Origin of the sequence: Streptomyces sp. NPDC058796 (assembly GCF_042745235.1) — a bacterium.
Classification (GTDB): Bacteria; Actinomycetota; Actinomycetes; order Streptomycetales; family Streptomycetaceae; genus Streptomyces.
In genome coordinates this window covers 14,349-31,157 of the sequence record NZ_JBHYOP010000011.1, presented here as the reverse complement: position 1 = coordinate 31,157, position 16,809 = coordinate 14,349, and the positions used below count along the sequence as shown (strand labels likewise).

The 16,809-nt window shown below is 73.1% G+C and carries 19 protein-coding genes; 11 read left to right on the top strand and 8 right to left on the bottom strand.

Annotated features, from left to right (window positions below; all coding sequences use genetic code 11):
• The first annotated feature begins 47 nt into the window (after positions 1 to 47).
• Positions 48 to 1,019: a DMT family transporter gene (locus ACFW47_RS26200; protein ID WP_386285654.1), complete on the top strand. Its 972-nt coding sequence runs from the start codon at positions 48 to 50 to the stop codon at positions 1,017 to 1,019.
• Positions 1,020 to 1,090: 71 nt separating this feature from the next.
• Here ACFW47_RS26200 and ACFW47_RS26195 read toward each other — a convergent pair whose 3' ends face one another.
• On the bottom strand, positions 1,091 to 2,428 hold the full coding sequence (locus ACFW47_RS26195; RefSeq protein ID WP_386285656.1) for an aminotransferase class I/II-fold pyridoxal phosphate-dependent enzyme: 1,338 nt from the start codon (positions 2,426 to 2,428) through the stop codon (positions 1,091 to 1,093).
• A gap of 35 nt (positions 2,429 to 2,463) precedes the next feature.
• Between ACFW47_RS26195 and ACFW47_RS26190 the strand changes: the two genes are divergently transcribed.
• Positions 2,464 to 3,165, top strand: coding sequence for a pyridoxamine 5'-phosphate oxidase family protein (locus ACFW47_RS26190; protein WP_386285658.1), 702 nt, complete (start codon positions 2,464 to 2,466; stop codon positions 3,163 to 3,165).
• Positions 3,166 to 3,203: 38 nt separating this feature from the next.
• Here the strand turns inward: ACFW47_RS26190 and ACFW47_RS26185 are convergent, their stop codons facing one another.
• The 3 genes from ACFW47_RS26185 to ACFW47_RS26175 all read right to left on the bottom strand — a co-directional run bounded on the left by ACFW47_RS26185 (position 3,204) and on the right by ACFW47_RS26175 (position 5,928).
• The gene (locus tag ACFW47_RS26185) at positions 3,204 to 4,148 is read right to left on the bottom strand and encodes a DMT family transporter (protein WP_386285660.1); all 945 of its coding nucleotides are present in this window, start codon (positions 4,146 to 4,148) and stop codon (positions 3,204 to 3,206) included.
• Positions 4,149 to 4,334: 186 nt separating this feature from the next.
• Positions 4,335 to 5,339: a DMT family transporter gene (locus ACFW47_RS26180; RefSeq protein ID WP_386285662.1), complete on the bottom strand. Its 1,005-nt coding sequence runs from the start codon at positions 5,337 to 5,339 to the stop codon at positions 4,335 to 4,337.
• 46 nt (positions 5,340 to 5,385) lie between these two features.
• Positions 5,386 to 5,928: a Clp protease N-terminal domain-containing protein gene (locus ACFW47_RS26175; protein WP_386285664.1), complete on the bottom strand. Its 543-nt coding sequence runs from the start codon at positions 5,926 to 5,928 to the stop codon at positions 5,386 to 5,388.
• A gap of 219 nt (positions 5,929 to 6,147) precedes the next feature.
• On the opposite strand from ACFW47_RS26175, the gene ACFW47_RS26170 reads away from it, so the two are divergent.
• The gene (locus tag ACFW47_RS26170; RefSeq protein ID WP_386285666.1) at positions 6,148 to 6,315 is read left to right on the top strand and encodes a hypothetical protein; all 168 of its coding nucleotides are present in this window, start codon (positions 6,148 to 6,150) and stop codon (positions 6,313 to 6,315) included.
• A gap of 68 nt (positions 6,316 to 6,383) precedes the next feature.
• Here ACFW47_RS26170 and ACFW47_RS26165 read toward each other — a convergent pair whose 3' ends face one another.
• Complete coding sequence (locus tag ACFW47_RS26165) at positions 6,384 to 7,049, bottom strand: PadR family transcriptional regulator (RefSeq protein WP_386285668.1); 666 nt, start codon at positions 7,047 to 7,049, stop codon at positions 6,384 to 6,386.
• 178 nt (positions 7,050 to 7,227) lie between these two features.
• On the opposite strand from ACFW47_RS26165, the gene ACFW47_RS26160 reads away from it, so the two are divergent.
• Entirely contained in the window at positions 7,228 to 8,037 is an 810-nt protein-coding gene (locus tag ACFW47_RS26160; protein WP_386285670.1) for a PhzF family phenazine biosynthesis protein, read from the top strand.
• 42 nt (positions 8,038 to 8,079) lie between these two features.
• Here ACFW47_RS26160 and ACFW47_RS26155 read toward each other — a convergent pair whose 3' ends face one another.
• Entirely contained in the window at positions 8,080 to 8,907 is an 828-nt protein-coding gene (locus ACFW47_RS26155; RefSeq protein WP_386285672.1) for a CPBP family intramembrane glutamic endopeptidase, read from the bottom strand.
• 79 nt (positions 8,908 to 8,986) lie between these two features.
• Entirely contained in the window at positions 8,987 to 10,504 is a 1,518-nt protein-coding gene (locus tag ACFW47_RS26150; RefSeq protein ID WP_386285674.1) for a glutamate--cysteine ligase, read from the bottom strand.
• A gap of 549 nt (positions 10,505 to 11,053) precedes the next feature.
• Between ACFW47_RS26150 and ACFW47_RS26145 the strand changes: the two genes are divergently transcribed.
• Positions 11,054 to 11,638 carry a hypothetical protein gene (locus ACFW47_RS26145; RefSeq protein WP_386285676.1) on the top strand — a complete coding sequence of 195 codons (585 nt, stop codon included), beginning with the start codon at positions 11,054 to 11,056 and terminating at the stop codon, positions 11,636 to 11,638.
• Positions 11,639 to 11,914: 276 nt separating this feature from the next.
• Positions 11,915 to 12,118, top strand: coding sequence for a DUF5999 family protein (locus ACFW47_RS26140; RefSeq protein WP_386285678.1), 204 nt, complete (start codon positions 11,915 to 11,917; stop codon positions 12,116 to 12,118).
• 100 nt (positions 12,119 to 12,218) lie between these two features.
• On the opposite strand, the gene ACFW47_RS26135 is transcribed toward ACFW47_RS26140, so the two are convergent.
• Positions 12,219 to 12,869 (bottom strand): DUF1707 domain-containing protein, encoded by a 651-nt coding sequence (locus tag ACFW47_RS26135; protein ID WP_386285680.1) that lies wholly within the window; start codon positions 12,867 to 12,869, stop codon positions 12,219 to 12,221.
• 131 nt (positions 12,870 to 13,000) lie between these two features.
• Between ACFW47_RS26135 and ACFW47_RS26130 the strand changes: the two genes are divergently transcribed.
• The 5 genes from ACFW47_RS26130 to ACFW47_RS26110 all read left to right on the top strand — a co-directional run bounded on the left by ACFW47_RS26130 (position 13,001) and on the right by ACFW47_RS26110 (position 16,806).
• The gene (locus tag ACFW47_RS26130) at positions 13,001 to 13,396 is read left to right on the top strand and encodes a molybdopterin-binding protein (protein WP_386285682.1); all 396 of its coding nucleotides are present in this window, start codon (positions 13,001 to 13,003) and stop codon (positions 13,394 to 13,396) included.
• A 196-nt stretch (positions 13,397 to 13,592) separates the two neighbouring features.
• Positions 13,593 to 14,417, top strand: a complete 825-nt coding sequence (modA, locus tag ACFW47_RS26125) for a molybdate ABC transporter substrate-binding protein (RefSeq protein WP_386285684.1) — start codon at positions 13,593 to 13,595, stop codon at positions 14,415 to 14,417.
• Positions 14,414 to 15,223 (top strand): molybdate ABC transporter permease subunit, encoded by an 810-nt coding sequence (gene modB / locus ACFW47_RS26120; RefSeq protein WP_386307315.1) that lies wholly within the window; start codon positions 14,414 to 14,416, stop codon positions 15,221 to 15,223. The genes modA and modB overlap by 4 nt, the downstream gene beginning before the upstream one ends.
• 41 nt (positions 15,224 to 15,264) lie before the next feature.
• A complete protein-coding gene (locus ACFW47_RS26115; protein WP_386285730.1) occupies positions 15,265 to 16,359 on the top strand; it encodes an ABC transporter ATP-binding protein in 1,095 nt (364 codons plus the stop codon).
• A 27-nt stretch (positions 16,360 to 16,386) separates the two neighbouring features.
• A complete protein-coding gene (locus ACFW47_RS26110; RefSeq protein ID WP_386285688.1) occupies positions 16,387 to 16,806 on the top strand; it encodes a molybdopterin-binding protein in 420 nt (139 codons plus the stop codon).
• Positions 16,807 to 16,809: the final 3 nt, after the last annotated feature.

Genomic DNA, 16,809 nt, shown 5'->3' with positions numbered 1-16,809 from the left:
CGAAATCTCGATTGTGCTACGAGGATGTCTCCAGCATCGTTGACCGCATGAGCAGCGGTGTCACTTCCTTCCCCACGGTCCGGCGCGCCTTCGACTGGCGGCTGCGCTTCGGGCTCCTGTCCCTCGTCTGGGGCTTCAGCTTCCTCTTCATGAAGGTGGGGACCGAGGCCTTCGCCCCCTTCCAGGTCACGCTGGGGCGGCTGGTGTCCGGTGCCGCGGTGGTGGCCGTGGCGATGGCGGTGAAGCGGGAGCGGCTGCCGCGCGGGGCGTGGACCTGGGTGCATCTGGCGGTCGCCGGATTCCTGCTGAACGCGCTGCCGTTCTCCCTGTTCGCCTTCTCGGAGCTCACCATTCCGTCGTCCCTGGCGGGCATCTGCAACGCGACCTCGCCGCTGTGGGGCATGGCCCTGTCGCTGGTCGCCCTGTCGGAGGACCGGCCGACCCGGCGCCGGGTGGCGGGCCTCGGCATCGGCTTCCTCGGCGTCCTGACGGTGCTGGGGGTCTGGCAGGGCTTCCACGGCCTGGACGTCACGGGCACCGCGCTGGCGCTGCTGGCCTCGTTCAGCTATCCGGTCGGCTGGATCTACGTCCGCCGCACGCTGGCCGGCTCCAGCCACTCCCACCTCTCGCTGACCGGCGCCCAGCTGGGCCTGGCCACCCTGCAACTGGCCGTCGTGACACCGCTGTTCACCTCGATGCCCGCCAGCTTCCCGGTCGTGCCGCTGCTGGCGGTCGCGGCGCTGGGCACCCTCGGCACCGGGCTCGCCTTCCTGATCCAGTACGACCTGGTCGCCGAGGTCGGCCCGACGACGGCCCAGATGGTCACGTACTTCACGCCCGTCATCGCCACGGCCGCGGGCGTGGTCCTCCTCGGCGAGTCCCTGTCCTGGTCGACGCCGGTCGGCGCGGTGATCGTCCTGGCGGGCGCCGCCCTGACCCAGGCACGGCCCAGAAGGGCCGCGGACACCACGGAGCGGGCCGGGCGGACGCGGGAACGCCAGAGGGCGACGGCGGCCTGAGCGGCACAGGACGACGGCACCGGCAGGGCGGGGCGGCTTCCGGCCCCGGCCGGAACGAGCGGCCGCGCGCGTCAGACCTGACTGCGCAGCCACCCCGGCCCCGGCCCCACGGCCGACGCGACCGCGTCCGCCAGCGGTCCGACGTCCCCCTCCCCCAGGGTGGAGACGGTGATGCGGACGGCGGGCGGCGCGCTCACGCGGAAGCGGGCGCCGGGGGCGACGGCCCAGCCGGCCTGCAGCAGCCGGGCGACGGCGCCGGTCTCGTCCGGCACCGGGATCCACACGTTCATGCCACTGCGCCCGTACGCGGTGATCCCCCGGTCGGCGAGCGCGCCGAGCAGCGCCTCGCGGCGCCGTCCGTACGCCGCCGCCACGGCCGGCGTGTCCACCGAGCCGTCCGCCCACAGCCGGGCCACGGCACGCTGGGTGACGCGGCTGACCCAGCCGGGGCCCAGCCGCTGCCGGCCGCGCACCCGGTCGAGCGTGACGGTGTCCCCGGTGAGCACGGCGAGGCGCAGATCGGGTCCGTAGGCCTTGGCGGCGGAACGGACGAAGGCCCAGTGGTGCGTCGTACCGGCGAGGGGGTGCAGGGGAAGGTCGACGATGCGGTGGCCGTGGTCGTCCTCGATCAGCAGCGTCCCCGGGTGTTCGCGGAGCACGGCGCGCAGTTCACGCGCGCGTGCGGCGCTCAGTGCCGCGCCCGTCGGGTTCTGCGCGCGGTCCGTGACGACCAGGGCGCGCGCGCCGGCCGCCAGGACGCGGCGCACGTCGCCGGTCAGCGGCCCCTCGTCGTCGACGCCGACGGCCACCGTGCGCAGGCCGAGCGCCGGGACGAGGTCGAGGAGGCTGCCCCAGCCCGGGTCCTCGACGGCGACGGCGTCCCCCGGCCTGAGGTGGGCCGCCAGGACCCGTTCCATGGCGTCCAGCGATCCGGACGTGACGGCGACGGGCCCGTCCGGCACCCCGTCGGCGTCGAGTCCGGCCCGCGCGAGGCGCACGAGACCGGCTTCCACGGGCGAGGCCCCGTACAGCACCGGCTCACGGTCGGCCTGCTCGGCCGCGGCGGCGAACGCCGGGCCCAGCGGGGGCAGCAGCGCCGGGTCCGGATTGCCGTCGGAGACGTCCCGCACACCCTCCGGGACGTCGACCCGGATGAACTCGCGTCCGGTGGTGGCCGGTCTGGCGCGCACTCGGCTGCCCCGGCGCCCGGCCGTCTCGATGACCCCGCGCTCGCGCAGGGTGCGGTAGGCGGCGGCGACGGTGTTCGGGTTCACGCCCAGTCGCTCGGCCAACTCCCGCATCGGCGGCAGTGGCTGGCCCGGCCCCAGCTCTCCGGAGGCCACCGCGCGCTCGACGCTCGCGGAAATCTCCGCTGCTCCTCGCCCAGTGATCCGATACTCTCCTAGCACAAACCCAATTATGCACTAGTGCAATGGAGAGCGCCATGCAGGGGTCCACGCGGACGCACACACCGTCACAGCCCGGTACCGCCTACCCGTCCACCGACCGCACCGTTCCGACCCGCTCCCCCGAGCGGGCCTCCTATGACAAGGAGCTGGTGCACTCGATACTCGACGAGGGCTACGTCTGCCATCTCGGCTTCGTCCGCGACGGCGCCCCGGTGGTGTTGCCGACGCTCTACGGCCGGGTCGGCGAGCGGCTCTACGTGCACGGTTCGACGGGCTCGCGCCCGCTGCGGATGACGGGCGCGGCCGACCCGGGTCTGCCGGTCTGCCTGACGGTGACGCACGTGGACGCGCTCGTGCTGGCCCGCTCGGCCTTCCACCACTCGATCAACTACCGCTCGGTGGTGGTGCACGGCACCGCGTACGACGTGACGGACCCGGAGGAGAAGCGCACGGCCCTGGACGCCCTGGTCGACCACGTCGTGCCCGGCCGCTCCCGGGATTCCCGGCCGGCCAACAAGAAGGAGCTGGCCGCCACCGCCGTGATCCGCCTCGACCTGAACGAGGTCTCCGCCAAGCTCCGCACCGGCGGCGTGAACGACGAGCCCGAGGACCTCGCCCTCCCGCACTGGGCCGGCCTCGTCCCCCTGCGCAAGGGCTACGACGCCCCGGTCGCCGACCCCGGCCTGGACGCGGGCACCGGGCTGCCGGAGTATCTCGCGCCTCCGGCCGGACGGTAGAGGGCCCCTCGGCGGGGCCCCCTACCGGAGCCCCGTCGTCACGCCGGTGCCGGTCGCGTCCTCGCCGCCCGGGTCTCCGCCACCGCGAGCCCCGCCACCGAGCCGAGCATCAGCAGCGTGCCGGCCAGGGTCGCCGCGGTGAGGTGCTCACCGAGCAGCAGGACGGCGAGCGCCGCCGCGCTGACCGGCTCGAGGAGCATGATCACGGAGACGGTGGCGGACCGGACGACGGCCGCGCCGGCGAAGTAGAGCCCGTAGGCGAGGGCGGTCGGCACGGCCGCGACGTACGCCAGGAGCCACACGAGCCGCACCGGGTCCGCGGTGTGCGGCACCAGGCCCTCCGCCAGGGCGAGCGGCAGCAGGCACAGGCTCGTCACGGCGAACGCGCCGACGGACGTACTGGCCGCGTCCGCGCCGCCGTCGCGCCCCCACCAGCGGGTCAGCAGGGTCATCACCGAGTACCCGGCCGCGGACAGCAGGGCGAGGAGCAGCCCGGACAGCCGCACGGTGGTTCCCCCGCCGCCGAGGACGAGCACCACCAGCCCGGCGAGCGCCCCGGCCACCGCCGCGACTCCGCCCAGGCCCAGGTGTTCCCCGAGGGCGAGACGGGCGCCGAGCGCGATCAGCACCGGGCCGGCGCCGAGCGTGACGACGGTGGCCACCGCGAGGCCGGTGGACTGCACCGCGGCGAAGTAGGCGGTCTGGAACACCGCGAGGCCGACGCCGGTGACGACGGCGCGCAGGGCCTTGCGGGCGAACGGCTCGCGCACGGCGGCGCGCTCGCGGCGGGGACTCAACGGCCGGGCTGCGAGCAGCAGGAGCAGCCCGATCGCACAGCGCCAGAACGACAGGGCGACGGGCCCCATGTCGCTGGCCCGGTAGACCAGCGAGGCGGCGGCACCGGCGGTGCCCCAGGCGACACCGGCGACGATCAGATAGAGGAGGCCACGCCCGACGGGCAGGCCGGCAACGGCATTCGACACGTTTCTCTCCGCAGACGCGCACGAGGCGCGGGAGTTGTGAGCGGCCCCGGAACGACCGGGGGCGCGGGGACTGCGTCTGCGGGCAGCACCGTCCGGCCCGGCGACAGCACGCCGGGCTGATCAAGGGGCCCGCCTCAGGCGGCCGGAGGCGGAAGGACGAGTGCGTCTGAATGCATGATCAGCACTCTAGGTCGCCGTCCCACGGCCGGACAACTCCCGTTCCGGCCCGCCGCTCGCCACCGGGTCGGCGGAGCCCCTGGCGGGGGTGGAAGACTGGGCGATGAAGGCGCCCACCAGGACGACGACACCGCCGATGATCTGCGGGGCGGAGAGGTGCTCGCCGAGCAGCACCCAGGCCAGCACGGTGGCGACGACCGCCTCGAGACAGGCCACGACGCCGGCGACCTGCGGCGACAGGCGGCGCACGGCGACCACGCCGGTGACGTAGGCGAGGACCGTGGCGATGAACACGATCCAGGCCAGCAGCAGGGCGGCGGCGACGGGGGTGCCGTCCATGGGGGCGGTGTCCCCGAGGACCGACCAGTCCATCGACCAGGGCCGGGCCACCACGGTGAGCGCGGCCGCTCCGACGAGCAGCCCGTAGGCGATGACGCCGAGCGGGTCGGGCGCCTCGTCACCGGCGTCGCTGCCCTGGTCCGACAGGACGAAGTAGCCGACCTGGCAGCAGGCGGCGCCGAGCGCGAGCAGCAGTCCGAGGGCGTCGAAGCGCAGCCCGGACCAGACCTCCACGACGCAGGCGAGGCCGCCGACCGCGAGGACCACCCCGAGCGCCGCGGCCCGCGTCACCGGTCGTCGCTGCACGAACCGCACCCAGCCGAGCACCAGGGCCGGCGCCAGGTACTCGACGAGCAGCGCGACGCCCACGGGGATGCGGGAGATGGCCGCGAAGTAGCAGGCCTGGACCCCGGCCACGGCGAACAGTCCGAACCCGGCGAGCAGGGCCGGCCGGCTGCGCAGCAGCGCGCGGTGGCGCACGGCGAGCGGCAGCATCACCAGGGCCGCGCCGGCCACGCGCAGCCAGACCACGTGGAGCGGGTCGAGTCCCGCCTCGATCAGTGGTTTGGCCGCGACCCCGGAACCGCCGAAGGCGACCGCGGACGCGAGCGCGAGACCGAGTCCGGCTCCCTTCCCGCTGCTGCCGCGGGCGCTGTCAGACGTATGCACCGGCACATGATGACAGGGGACGACATGAGCGTCACCCCCAATGACACCTGTCTCACCGACTGGACGTGCCCAGGTGGTCCGCCACCCGGGCGAGCACCGTGCGCGGTTCGACGGCGGCACGGCCGAGCACCTCGACGGCGCGCGCCTGCGGGTCGGCCACGAGGGCGGCGAGCAGGTCGACGCCACAGGCCCGGTCGGCCCCGCGGCGGGCGGCGCGCACGCGGGCGTCCTCCATGGCCGCGGCGGCCAGCGGTGAGAAGCCGGCGACCCCGCTCACCACGGGTACGGCGCCGGAGTCCTCCACGGTGCTCTGCCAGCGCAGGCCGTAGCCGATGCTGCGCTGCACGAGGTAACCGAGCAGCCGGGCGATCTGCGGGCCCTCGCCGAGGACGGCACGCACCTCGGGGTCGTACTCCAGGAGGGAGTGCAGCAGGTGGGCCGTGTCGATCTGCCGGTCGCCGTCCCGCACCGCCCTGCGGCGGGCACCCGAGACCACCGATGCCAGTTCCGGGCTGAACCGGGCATCGGCGTCGGTACCGTCCGGGGGCCGGACGCCTTGCTCACCGGCCGACTGCCGGGGGATACGGGGCTGCACATCCCCCAGCTCATCAGTCCCAGGAGACGGGGGCATCCCCGACGGGAAGCATTTCGGCGTCCCACGCAGAGTGGACCCACCTGGCCGGAATCTCCTCCTTACGGATGAGATCAAGCCGTTTCGCCCCGCCGTGCGCGTGCCGTCCTGCCGCGCGCCTCCCGGGCAACCGAAGCGTACCCTCGCGGGTCCGACAGGGGTATGAGGAGCAGCTGCTGGCTCGTGGCCCTGCCCGCCGTCGACGGCAGGCAGTACGTATACCGGGTGTACGCCCCCGAGGAGGCGCTGCTCGCCGACCTGTTCTGGGAGGCGTGGCACTGCCACGACGAGAGCGCCTTCCCGCGCGCGTGCGATCTCTTCGACGCGGCGGTGATACGGCGGGTCGGCTGAACGCGCCCGCACAGCCCCGTGCCCCGCGGATCGCTCCGCGGGGCACGGGGGCGGGCGAGGTGTGCTGATCAGTCCTCGTCGGCGAGGATCAGGTACAGCTTCTTGCGGGCGTCGCCGATGACGGCGAGAGCCTTCTCCCGCTGCTCCTTGCTGCCGGTCTTCCAGACCTGGCCGAAGGCTTCCAGCAGCCCGAAACCGGCCTGCCGGATCTCACTCAGCGCCTCCCAGTCGACCCCCCGCGAGGCTTCCTCCCAGGGTGCCTCGGGACCTTCCTCCGCGGCGGTGCGGCCGGCCTCGGTGAGCGCGAAGAGCTTCTTGCCGCCCTCGCTCTCGCTGGCGATCAGGCCCTCGTCCTCCAGCAGCTGGAGGGTCGGGTAGACCGATCCGGGGCTGGGCTTCCACGCCCCGCCGCTGCGCTCGGCGATCTCCTGGATCATCTCGTAGCCGTGCATCGGGCGGTCCTTCAGCAGGGCCAGGATCGACGCCCGTACGTCTCCGCGCCGGGCCCTGCCCCTGGGTCCGCCGCGGCCCCGGCCGCCCCAGGGGCCCGCGTGACCGAAACCCGGCCCGAAGGGGCCGCCGGGACCTCCGCCGGGTCCGCCCGGGCCGAAGGGACCGAAGGCGGCACGGCGGCCGTCGTAACCCTCGAAGCCCCCGAAACCGCCCCGGCCGCCGAAGGCCCTCTCCGCGCGGCCGTGCCCACCGCGTCCGTGCTCGTGTCCGTGCTTGTGCATCTTGATCACTCCCACTCAGTCGTTGATCTGTCGCGAACTATTCGCGATGCCTCAACGATATATCGGAACTTATCGACTGGCAAACACTCGGCCGGGCAGCGTCCGACCGGGAAGCACCGGTCCAGAACCTGCGGATTGGCCTTGGCCCACGGCTTCGGCGGGCGGCTAGCGTCGGGGCATGCGCATTCGAATCGTCGACGCCTTCACCGACCGCGCCTTCGCCGGCAACCCCGCGGGGGTCCTGCTCCTCGACACCTTCCCGGACGACGACCGGCTCCAGAAGGTCGCCCTGGAGGTCAACCACGCCGAGACCGCCTTCGCCCACCGGCTGCCCGAGGGCGGCGACGCCGACTGGGCGCTGCGCTGGTTCACGCCGGCCACCGAGGTGGCGATGTGCGGCCACGCGACACTCGCCACGGCCCACGTCCTGCGCACCACCGGCGCTCACCAGGGTCCGGTGCGCTTCGCCACGCACAGCGGAGTCCTCGTCGCGTCACCGGGCGAGGACGGCTCGATCACCCTGGACTTCCCGACCGCGCCGCTCACCCCGGTCGACGCCCCGGCGGGCGTCGCCGAGGCCCTGGGCGCCGAGCCCCGCGCGGTCCTCGACACCGGGCCGAGCCTCGGGGACCTGCTGGTCGAGGTGGCCGACGAGAAGACCGTCCGCAGTCTGACCCCGGACCACAAGGCCCTGGCCGCGCACTCCGAGCGCGGCATCATCGCCACCGCCCGCGCTCAGGACCCCTCCCGCGGCTACGACTACGTCTCCCGGTGCTTCTTCCCGAACGTCGGCATCGACGAGGACCCGGTCACCGGCAGCGCCCACACGGCCCTCGCCCCCTACTGGTCCCGGCGCCTCGGGCGCCCGGACCTCACCGGGCTCCAGGCCTCGCCCCGCTCCGGCCGGGTCCGCACGGAGCTGCGCGGCGAGCGCACGCTGCTGGGCGGCCGCGCGGTGACGGTGATCGAGGGCGAGCTGCTGGCATGACGCGGCGGAGGGGGCGCGGGCTCCCCGGCCCCCTCCTCGCCTTCAGGCCGTCGGCAGCCAGTCCACCTTCCCGGCCAGCAGCGCGTAGCCCACGAAGGCACCGATGTCGAGCAGCGAGTGCGCCACCACCAGCGGACCCACGCGCCCCCACCGGCGGTAGAGGTACACGAACACCACGCCCATCACCATGTTGCCGATGAAGCCGCCGATGCCCTGGTAGAGGTGGTACGAGCCGCGCAGCACCGAACTGGCCGCCAGCGACGCGCCCGGACTCCAGCCGAGCTGGTCCAGCCGGCGCAGCAGGTAGCCGACGACGATGACTTCCTCCAGGACGGAGTTCTGCACCGCCGAGAGGACCAGTACGGGGTACTTCCACCAGACGTCCGGCAGCGCCTCGGGCACCACGGTGAGGTTGAAGCCGAGGCCCCGGGCGGCCAGGTAGAAGGCGATGCCGGTGCTGCCGATGACGGCCGCGATCACGGCCCCCCGGCCCAGGTCCGGCCACGGGCGGGTGCGGTCGAAGCCCAGGGTGCGCAGGCCGCGCCCCTCGCGCAGCAGGAAGTGGGCGACGAGGGCGACCGGGACGAGGGCCGTGGTGATCCCGAAGAGCTGCCAGGCGAGATCAAGCCAGGGACGGCCGGGCGCGGCGGAGGCGTTGAGGGTGGCCGCCTGGTCCTTGAGCCCGCCGGGGCGGGTGGCCGACCCGATGAAGCTGATGAGGGCGGACACCCCGCTCGCGCCGAGCGAGAGCGCCAGGACGAGCAGCGTCTCGTCACGCAACGTGCGTCGCGAGAGCCCCTCCTGGGGAGCGGGCTCCCCGGGAACTGGCTTGTGAGGGAACGAATCGTCCACCGGGCCCGCCTCCGCCATGCACACCTGCCTCCAGCTGGGACGTCACAGCTTGCCCGATCAGTATGAGGCGGGGCGCGGCGGGGTACGGCCGGTGGGCTCAGCCCGTCGGCGCGGGTTCCGGCAGTCCCACCGGCCACCGGTGCACGGGGTCGCCCTCGCGCATCAGCTCGACGTAGCGGCGGGTCGTGGCGGCCAGCGCCTCCTCCCGGGACAGACCGGCCTCCAGCGCCCGGTGGAAGGTGGCCGCCTGCCAGGACGCGCCGTTGACCCGGCGCCGGCACCGCTCCTCGATCACACCGAGGTACAGGTCGCGGTCGGCGGGCTCGACGCCCCACGCGTCCAGACCTGCCTCGGCGAGCGGCAGCAATTCGTCGCGGACGAGGACGGCGGCGTCGACCTCGGTGGTGCCCCCCAGCCGTCCGCGCCGGGGCCACTCGAAGCGGGCGTCGATGCCGTGCCGGCACGCGGCCTCGAAGTTGGCGGCGGCGGCCTCGAAGGGCAGCCGGTGCCACAGCGGCCGGGGCTCCTCGGCGAGCGCGCGCACGACGCCGTAGTAGAAGGCCGCGTTGGCGATGACGTCGGTGACGGTGGGCCCGGCGGGCAGGACGCGGTTCTCCACGCGCAGGTGCGGGACGCCGTCGGCGATGTCGTAGACGGGCCGGTTCCAGCGGTAGACGGTGCCGTTGTGCAGGACGAGTTCGGAGAGGGAGGGCACGCCGCCCGCGTCCAGGACCTCCAGCGGGTCCTCGTCGTCGCAGATCGGGAGCAGGGCCGGGAAGTAGCGCCGGTTCTCCTCGAACAGGTCGTACGCCGAGGTCACCCACCGCTCGCCGAACCAGGTGCGCGGGCGGACGCCCTGGGCCTGGAGCTCGGGCGGCCGGGTGTCCGTGGACTGCTGGAACAGCGGGGGCCGCGACTCGCGCCACAGCTCGCGGCCGAACAGGAAGGGCGCGTTGGCGCCGACGGCGATCTGTGCGGCGGTGACCGCCTGGGCGGCGTTCCACACGGCCGCGAAGCGGTCCGGGGTGACCTGGAGGTGCAGTTGCACCGAGGTGCAGGCGGCCTCGGGAGCGATGGACTTCGAGGTGCACGTCAGGCGTTCCACCCCTTCGATGTCGAGGGTGAAGTCCTCGCCCCGGGCGGCCACGATCTGCTCGTTGAGCAGGGCGTAGCGGTCGACGGCGGAGAGATTGGACGAGACCAGGTCGTCGCGGTCCAGCGTCGGCAGAATGCCGATCATCGCGATTCCCGCGTCGACCTCGCCGGCCTTGCGGTCCGCATATGCCAGCGACGTACGGATCTCCTCGGCGAGACGGTCGAATACCCGGCCGCCCAGCCGGTGGGGAGCGATGTTGACTTCCAGGTTGAACATGGCGAGTTCTGTTTGGAAGTCGCGGCTGGCGATGCGTTCCAGGACTTGCGCATTCAACATTTTCGGCATCCCGTCCTTACCGACGAGATTCAATTCGATCTCCAGCCCCATCAGGTTCTTCGGGTGGTCGAACCGCTTCTCCGCCAGGAGTCGCTCCAGGCCCGTCAGGCACCGCTGGAGCTTCTCGCGGTAGCGCTGGCGATCGGACAGGTCGAACTGACCTGCCACGACCTTCTCCCCCATGGAGACGTCCCTTCTCGGAGCGGTGCGTCGAAGATCCGGCCGCCGGTGACCGGTCAGGATGGATGATGCCCAGCCGAAGCGATCGATAACGTCTCCGCACCGGTCCGCCACACGCTACGCTGTGCCGTTGTGACCGCTGGCACATTCATCGGGCATGGCGCCTCCAGCGGTTTCCCGGTGGGGCACCTCGTGAAAAACGCCGACGACAATTGGCCGACCGCTCGGTGAACATTTTTCGAGGTCACCGCCGTACCTCCGGTCCGAAATCCGGAGGATTCCCTCATTTCGACGGCCGAATGCAGTCTTGTACGGGTTCCCGGAATCGACTAGCGGAAACACAGTCTGAACGCATGTCGTATAAACTCCGCGAACAAGGCAGTTGACCGGCGCCCACGGTCGATGGATCCTGCCGCCGAGCTGAGGCGCGGCAGGTCCCACCCACTTCTCGGTTCCCGGACCCCGGCCCCTGCCTTCCCAGCCCCCGTGAGCCGACAGCGTCGTCCGCCCCGCCCCCGCGCCACCTTGCCTTCGAATGAGAGGCGACCCATCATGCCCCTGCATGTCTCCCCGGCCCCCGCGCCCGCCCTGCGTTCCGTTCTCACCGCCCTCTCCTCTCCCACCGCGGTCCGTGAGGCCCGGACGCCCTCCTTGCTCGGCGCGCAGGGACCCACCACCCCCGAACTGCCGCTGCCCGTGCACGTCCTGGACCGGATCACCGCGGAGGGCGCGACGGCGACCCGGCTGGCCGGGTGGCGCTTCCTCATCCGGTGCGGCGACCGGGCCGTGGCGGCGGCCGAGACCATGCTGACGCCCGACGGCTGGGCGTTCTCGCACTTCTTCGAAGGCCCCTACGTCACCTCGACCGAGCGCGCGCTGCGCCAGGCCGAGACGGCGCCCCAGGCCCACCAGCCGCGCCTGCTGTCGGTACCCGGGCTGTACATGCTGACGCTGTGGCTGCACGGCGACACCGACGCGGACCCGGCCGCCGGACATCCCGCGGCGACCGACCTGCTTGTGCCACTGGCGCCGGCGCCTCCCGGCATCGCGGCCCACCGGCCGCACCGGGTCTCCGACCTCCTGCCGGTCCTCACGCACCGGGTGACGCCGACCCGGCTGCTGCGCTCCCCCGCCTGATCCGAGCGTCTCCCTCGCACCCGCGCGGACTAGCCCCTTTCGGCCATGTCGAACCACCCGAAGGGGCAGTGCAGTTGGAATGAACCGTCCGCGCGGGTGACGCGTCCTCAACCTGTGAGAAGCGGTACCGCGAAATCCCTGCGGATCGACGCCCGTGGGGCAACACTGGGTTCGGACCGACCGGAACAACGGGGGGCGGCCATGAACGACGTTTCACGCCGCGGGACAGACAACACAGCGCACTCACCCATCACGACAGACCGAGAGACCCCACTCATGTGTCAGCACCAGCCACCGTGCCCGTCAGCCGACTCCGCCGACCGGGAATCCGCCCGCCTCGTGGCGCACCACCCGGAGCAGGGTTGGAGCCTGCTGTGCAACGGCGTCGTCCTCTTCGAGGACACCGGTGAGCTCCTGCCCGACGGCCGGGTCATCGCCCCGCACCGCCCCATCGGTGCGGGACTGATGCCCGCCGCCTGAGCAACGGCCGGGCGGTACGGCACCACTCCGCTCGGTGAACACGGGGCCGGCCCGCGGACACGTCGCCCGCGCACCGGCCCCGACGCGTGTCCGGGGCTGGTCACTCCGCGTAGTCTCCCGAACGGCCCCCGGAGCAACCGCCTTCAGCTTCGGCCTGGGCCTTCCTTCCGAACCGGCGGCGCCGCGCACGCACCACGACCTGCCCCCAGCTGATCTCTCCGGTGATCTCCACCCGCAGTACCACGGGCACCCCGGCATCGACGGCCCTCGCCACCTTCACCTCCGCGTAGTCGGCCCGCAGCCCGTCGGTGTCCACCACGATCCCGGGACGGGTCACCAGCTTGAGCGCGCCGGCGCGCATGTCGAGGTCGATGTGGAGGGTGTCGTGCGTGATCACGGCACGGGTGAGGTCCAGCGTCACCTCGCCCCAGGCCGACCTGATCTCCATCCGCCGCGGCACCACCCAGTCGCCGACGCGCCGGGTGGACGCGCCTTCCTGCTCGATGCGGACGACGTCCTTGGCCATGAGCGCCGGCTTCGCGTCCGGCTCGACGGGGAGGTCGGCCGTCAGGACGGCCAATTCGCCCAGGGTGCGTGCGCCGAGCGCCGCTCCGACACGCTCGTCGAGTTCGTCGGCGGTCAGCCGGCCGTCGGCCGCGGCGGCGCTCAGCGCGTCCACGACCCGGTCCCGGTCCTCGTGCGAGGCCCGGAGCACGGACGCCTCGCCGACTCGTGAGGGCTGCACCGTCATACTTCCACCCCGATCTGCCGGGCGTCCGAGCGGACACCTCACCACCCCACCAAGACTAAAGCTATATCGCGTTATGCCCAACGGCCGGCCCTCCGGCAACCGTTCCCGCCCCGCGCCCTATCGTGACCGGCATGCAGTCCTACACCATCGGCCAGGCGGCGCGGCTGCTCGGCGTCAGCCCGGACACCGCCCGCCGCTGGGCCGACGCGGGCCGGATCACCACCCACCGGGACGACGCCGGGCGGCGGCTCGTCGACGGCCGTGACCTGGCCGCGTTCTCGGTCGAACTCGCCGGCTCCGGCAGTGCCGACGAGGAGACCCCGTACACGTCGGTCCGCAACGCCTTCCCCGGGATCGTGACGGCGATCAAGCTCGGTGACGTCGCCGCACAGGTCGAGATCCAGGCCGGCCCGCACCGGCTGGTCTCCCTCCTGACCCGTGAGGCGGTGGAGGAACTCGGACTCGAGGTCGGCATGGAGGCCACCGCCCGCGTGAAGTCGACGAACGTGCACATCGACAGGAGCTGACCCACTCGCCCCGGCGCTCCGTACGAACGCACATGCCAGCTCTTTCCGTTATGCAGCTTGCTCATGCGATGCAACAGCAGACTTTTACATGGCAGATGCGGAAGTATGATCGACGCAACGGGGAAGTCCGTCGTGCGTCCGGCCACTCACCGGGCCCGCCGGTATCCCGCAGGAGGACGCAGAGGGAGTGGCCGTGATGACCCGTTCGGTGTGCAAGACCCGCCGCATCCGCCGGAGCCTGCGGGCGGGCGGTGCGGGCGCAGCCGTACTGCTGGCCCTCGGCGCCTGCTCGTCGTCCACCGGCTCGGACAAGGGGGCGGACTCGGCCGGTTCCTCCGCCGGCGTCTCCGGCCAGGTCACCGTCTTCGCGGCCGCCTCGCTCAAGGAGAGCTTCACGACGCTCGGCGAGAGGTTCGAGCGGCGGCACCCGGGTACCGAGGTCACCTTCAACTTCGGCGGCAGCGACGCCCTCGCGGCGGGCATCACCAGCGGCGCCCCGGCGGACGTCTTCGCCTCCGCCAGCCCGAAGACGATGGCCACCGTCGCCGACGCCGGGGCGACGGCCGGCGAGCCGTCCGCCTTCGTCCGCAACCAGTTGGAGATCGCCACCCTGCCGGGCAACCCGGAGGGGATCTCCACCCTGAAGGACCTCACCGCCTCCGGCCTCAAGGTCGTGCTGTGCGACAAGGCCGTGCCGTGCGGCGCCGCGGCGCAGAAGGCGCTGGAGGCAGGCGGCGTCGAGCTCACCCCGGCCTCCTACGAACAGGACGTCAAGGCGGCCCTGACGAAGGTCGAGCTGAAGGAGGCCGACGCGGCCGTCGTCTACCGCACCGATGTGAAGGCGGCCGGTGACAAGGTGACGGGCGTGGACTTCCCCGAGGCGGCCGAGGCCGTCAACGACTACCCGATCGCCGTCCTCAAGGACGCCCCCAACGCGGGCGCGGCGAAGGCCTTCGTCGAGCTGGTGCGGTCCGGGGAGGGGCAGCGGGTGCTGACGGACGCCGGGTTCCGCACGCCATGAGGAGGTCCGACGCCCACAAGGCCCGCACCCGAGCGGTGCCGCTACCCCTGCTGGTGCCCGCCCTGATCGGCCTGGCGTTCCTGCTGCTGCCGCTGATCGCCCTGCTGGTGAGGGCCCCGTGGAGCGGACTGCCCGGCCAGCTGGCCAGCCCGGAGGTGTGGCAGGCGCTGCGGCTGTCGCTGCTGTGCGCCACGTCGGCGACCCTGCTGAGCCTGGTCGTCGGCGTACCCCTGGCCTGGTTGCTGGCCCGCACGGAGTTTCCCGGCCGCGGCTTCGTGCGGGCGCTGGTGACGCTGCCGCTGGTGCTTCCTCCGGTGGTGGGCGGCGTGGCGCTCCTGCTGGCGTTCGGCCGCAACGGCGTCATCGGGCAGTGGCTCGACGCCTGGTTCGGGATCACGCTGCCCTTCACGACGACGGGCGTGATCCTCGCGGAGACGTTCGTGGCCATGCCCTTCCTCGTCATCAGCGTGGAGGGCACGCTGCGCGCCGCCGACCCGCGTTTCGAGGAGGCGGCCACGACCCTGGGCGCGTCCCGCTTCACCGCGTTCCGCCGGGTCACACTGCCGCTGATCGCCCCGGGCGTCGCGGCGGGCGCCGTCCTGGCGTGGGCGCGGGCGCTGGGCGAGTTCGGGGCGACGATCACCTTCGCGGGCAACTTCCCGGGCCGGACCCAGACCATGCCGCTCGCGGTGTACCTCGCCCTGCAGAACGACCCCGCGGCGGCGATCGCCCTCAGCCTGGTGCTGCTGGCCGTCTCCATCGCCGTACTGGCCGGTCTGCGGGACCGCTGGATGAGGGCGACATGACGGACCGGGCGAAGGCGTCCGGCGAGCCGGACGGGGACGACATGACCGACACCGGGGCACCGACCACCGCGCAGCCCACCGACGGCCACACCACCGGCGGCGGACTCGACGCCCGGCTCGTGGTGGACCGCGGCACGTTCCGCCTGGACGTCACACTGACCGCCGCCCCCGGCGACGTCATCGCGCTGCTCGGCCCCAACGGCGCCGGCAAGACCACCGCACTGCGCGCCCTCGCCGGCCTGGCCCCGCCGACCGACGGCCACCTGCGACTCGACGGCACCGCGCTGGACCGTACGCCGCCCGAGTCCCGGCCGGTCGGCGTGGTCTTCCAGGACTACCTCCTCTTCCCGCACCTGTCCGCGCTCGACAACGTCGCGTTCGGTCCGCGCTGCCGGGGGGCGAGCAAGGCACAGGCCCGGGCGCAGGCCGCCGCCTGGCTGGACCGGATGGGCCTGGCCGACCACGCGGGCGCCAAGCCGCGCCGCCTCTCCGGCGGCCAGGCCCAGCGCGTCGCCCTGGCCCGTGCCCTGGCCACCAACCCCCGGCTGCTCCTCCTGGACGAGCCGCTGGCGGCACTGGACGCCCGTACGCGACTGGAGGTGCGGGCCCAGCTCCGCCGGCATCTGGCCGAGTTCGAGGCGGTGGCCGTGCTGGTCACCCACGACCCGCTGGACGCCATGGTGCTGGCCGACCGGCTGGTCGTGGTCGAGCACGGCCGGGTCGTGCAGGAGGGCGGCCCCGCCGACATCGCCCGCCGGCCGCGGACGGACTACATCGCGCGGCTGGTCGGCCTGAACCTCTATCGCGGGCGGGCCGACGGCCACACGGTCCGGCTGGACGCCGGTCCGGCCATCACCACCACCGAGGACCTGACCGGTCCGGTCTTCGTGGCCTTCCCGCCGAGCGCCGTGACCCTGTACGGGGAACGCCCCGGCGGTTCCAGCGCCCGCAACCTGTGGCACTGCGAGGTCGTCGGCCTGGAGACGCACGGCGACCAGATCCGCGCGGACCTGACCGGCGAACTGCCGCTCGCCGCCGACCTCACCACGGTCGCCGCCGCCGAGCTCGGCCTCCATCCGGGCGCGCCGGTGTGGGCGACGGTCAAAGCGACGCAGACACACGCATACCCGGCATAGCGCCCGCACCGGGCTACGGTGCCCTCCATGAGCCTGAGCATCCGCAACCAGCTCCCCGGCACCGTCATCACCGTCACACCGGGCGAGGCCATGGCGACGGTCAGGGTCCGCCTCTCGGGCGGCCAGGTCATCACCGCGGCGATCACCCGGGACGCCGCCGACGACCTCGCGCCGGCCACCGGGACCGCCGTGCGCGTCCTCGTGAAGTCGACGGAGGTCTCGCTGGCCACCGGCCGCGTGGAGGACCTGTCCATCCGCAACCGGCTCCCGGGTACGGTCACCGCCCTCACCACCGGCCCGGCGATGGCCTCCGTCCGCGTCGCCGTCGAGGGCGCCGAACTGACCGCCGCGATCACCAGGGAGGCCGCCGAGGACCTCGGCCTCACCGTCGGCACCCCCGTCGTGGCGCTGGTCAAGTCGACGGAGGTGTCCTTGGCGACGGGGTGATGA

Bases quoted from the DNA above. Each gene is read 5' to 3' on its own strand.
- ACFW47_RS26200 (WP_386285654.1), top strand. From the start codon at position 48: ATGAGCAGCGGTGTCACTTCCTTCCCCACGGTCCGGCGCGCCTTCGAC.
- ACFW47_RS26190 (WP_386285658.1), top strand. From the start codon at position 2,464: ATGCAGGGGTCCACGCGGACGCACACACCGTCACAGCCCGGTACCGCC.
- ACFW47_RS26165 (WP_386285668.1), bottom strand. From the start codon at position 7,049: ATGCACAAGCACGGACACGAGCACGGACGCGGTGGGCACGGCCGCGCG.
- ACFW47_RS26160 (WP_386285670.1), top strand. From the start codon at position 7,228: ATGCGCATTCGAATCGTCGACGCCTTCACCGACCGCGCCTTCGCCGGC.
- ACFW47_RS26155 (WP_386285672.1), bottom strand. From the start codon at position 8,907: ATGGCGGAGGCGGGCCCGGTGGACGATTCGTTCCCTCACAAGCCAGTT.
- ACFW47_RS26150 (WP_386285674.1), bottom strand. From the start codon at position 10,504: ATGGGGGAGAAGGTCGTGGCAGGTCAGTTCGACCTGTCCGATCGCCAG.
- ACFW47_RS26145 (WP_386285676.1), top strand. From the start codon at position 11,054: ATGCCCCTGCATGTCTCCCCGGCCCCCGCGCCCGCCCTGCGTTCCGTT.
- ACFW47_RS26140 (WP_386285678.1), top strand. From the start codon at position 11,915: ATGTGTCAGCACCAGCCACCGTGCCCGTCAGCCGACTCCGCCGACCGG.
- ACFW47_RS26135 (WP_386285680.1), bottom strand. From the start codon at position 12,869: ATGACGGTGCAGCCCTCACGAGTCGGCGAGGCGTCCGTGCTCCGGGCC.
- ACFW47_RS26130 (WP_386285682.1), top strand. From the start codon at position 13,001: ATGCAGTCCTACACCATCGGCCAGGCGGCGCGGCTGCTCGGCGTCAGC.
- modA (WP_386285684.1), top strand. From the start codon at position 13,593: ATGACCCGTTCGGTGTGCAAGACCCGCCGCATCCGCCGGAGCCTGCGG.
- modB (WP_386307315.1), top strand. From the start codon at position 14,414: ATGAGGAGGTCCGACGCCCACAAGGCCCGCACCCGAGCGGTGCCGCTA.
- ACFW47_RS26115 (WP_386285730.1), top strand. From the start codon at position 15,265: ATGACCGACACCGGGGCACCGACCACCGCGCAGCCCACCGACGGCCAC.
- ACFW47_RS26110 (WP_386285688.1), top strand. From the start codon at position 16,387: ATGAGCCTGAGCATCCGCAACCAGCTCCCCGGCACCGTCATCACCGTC.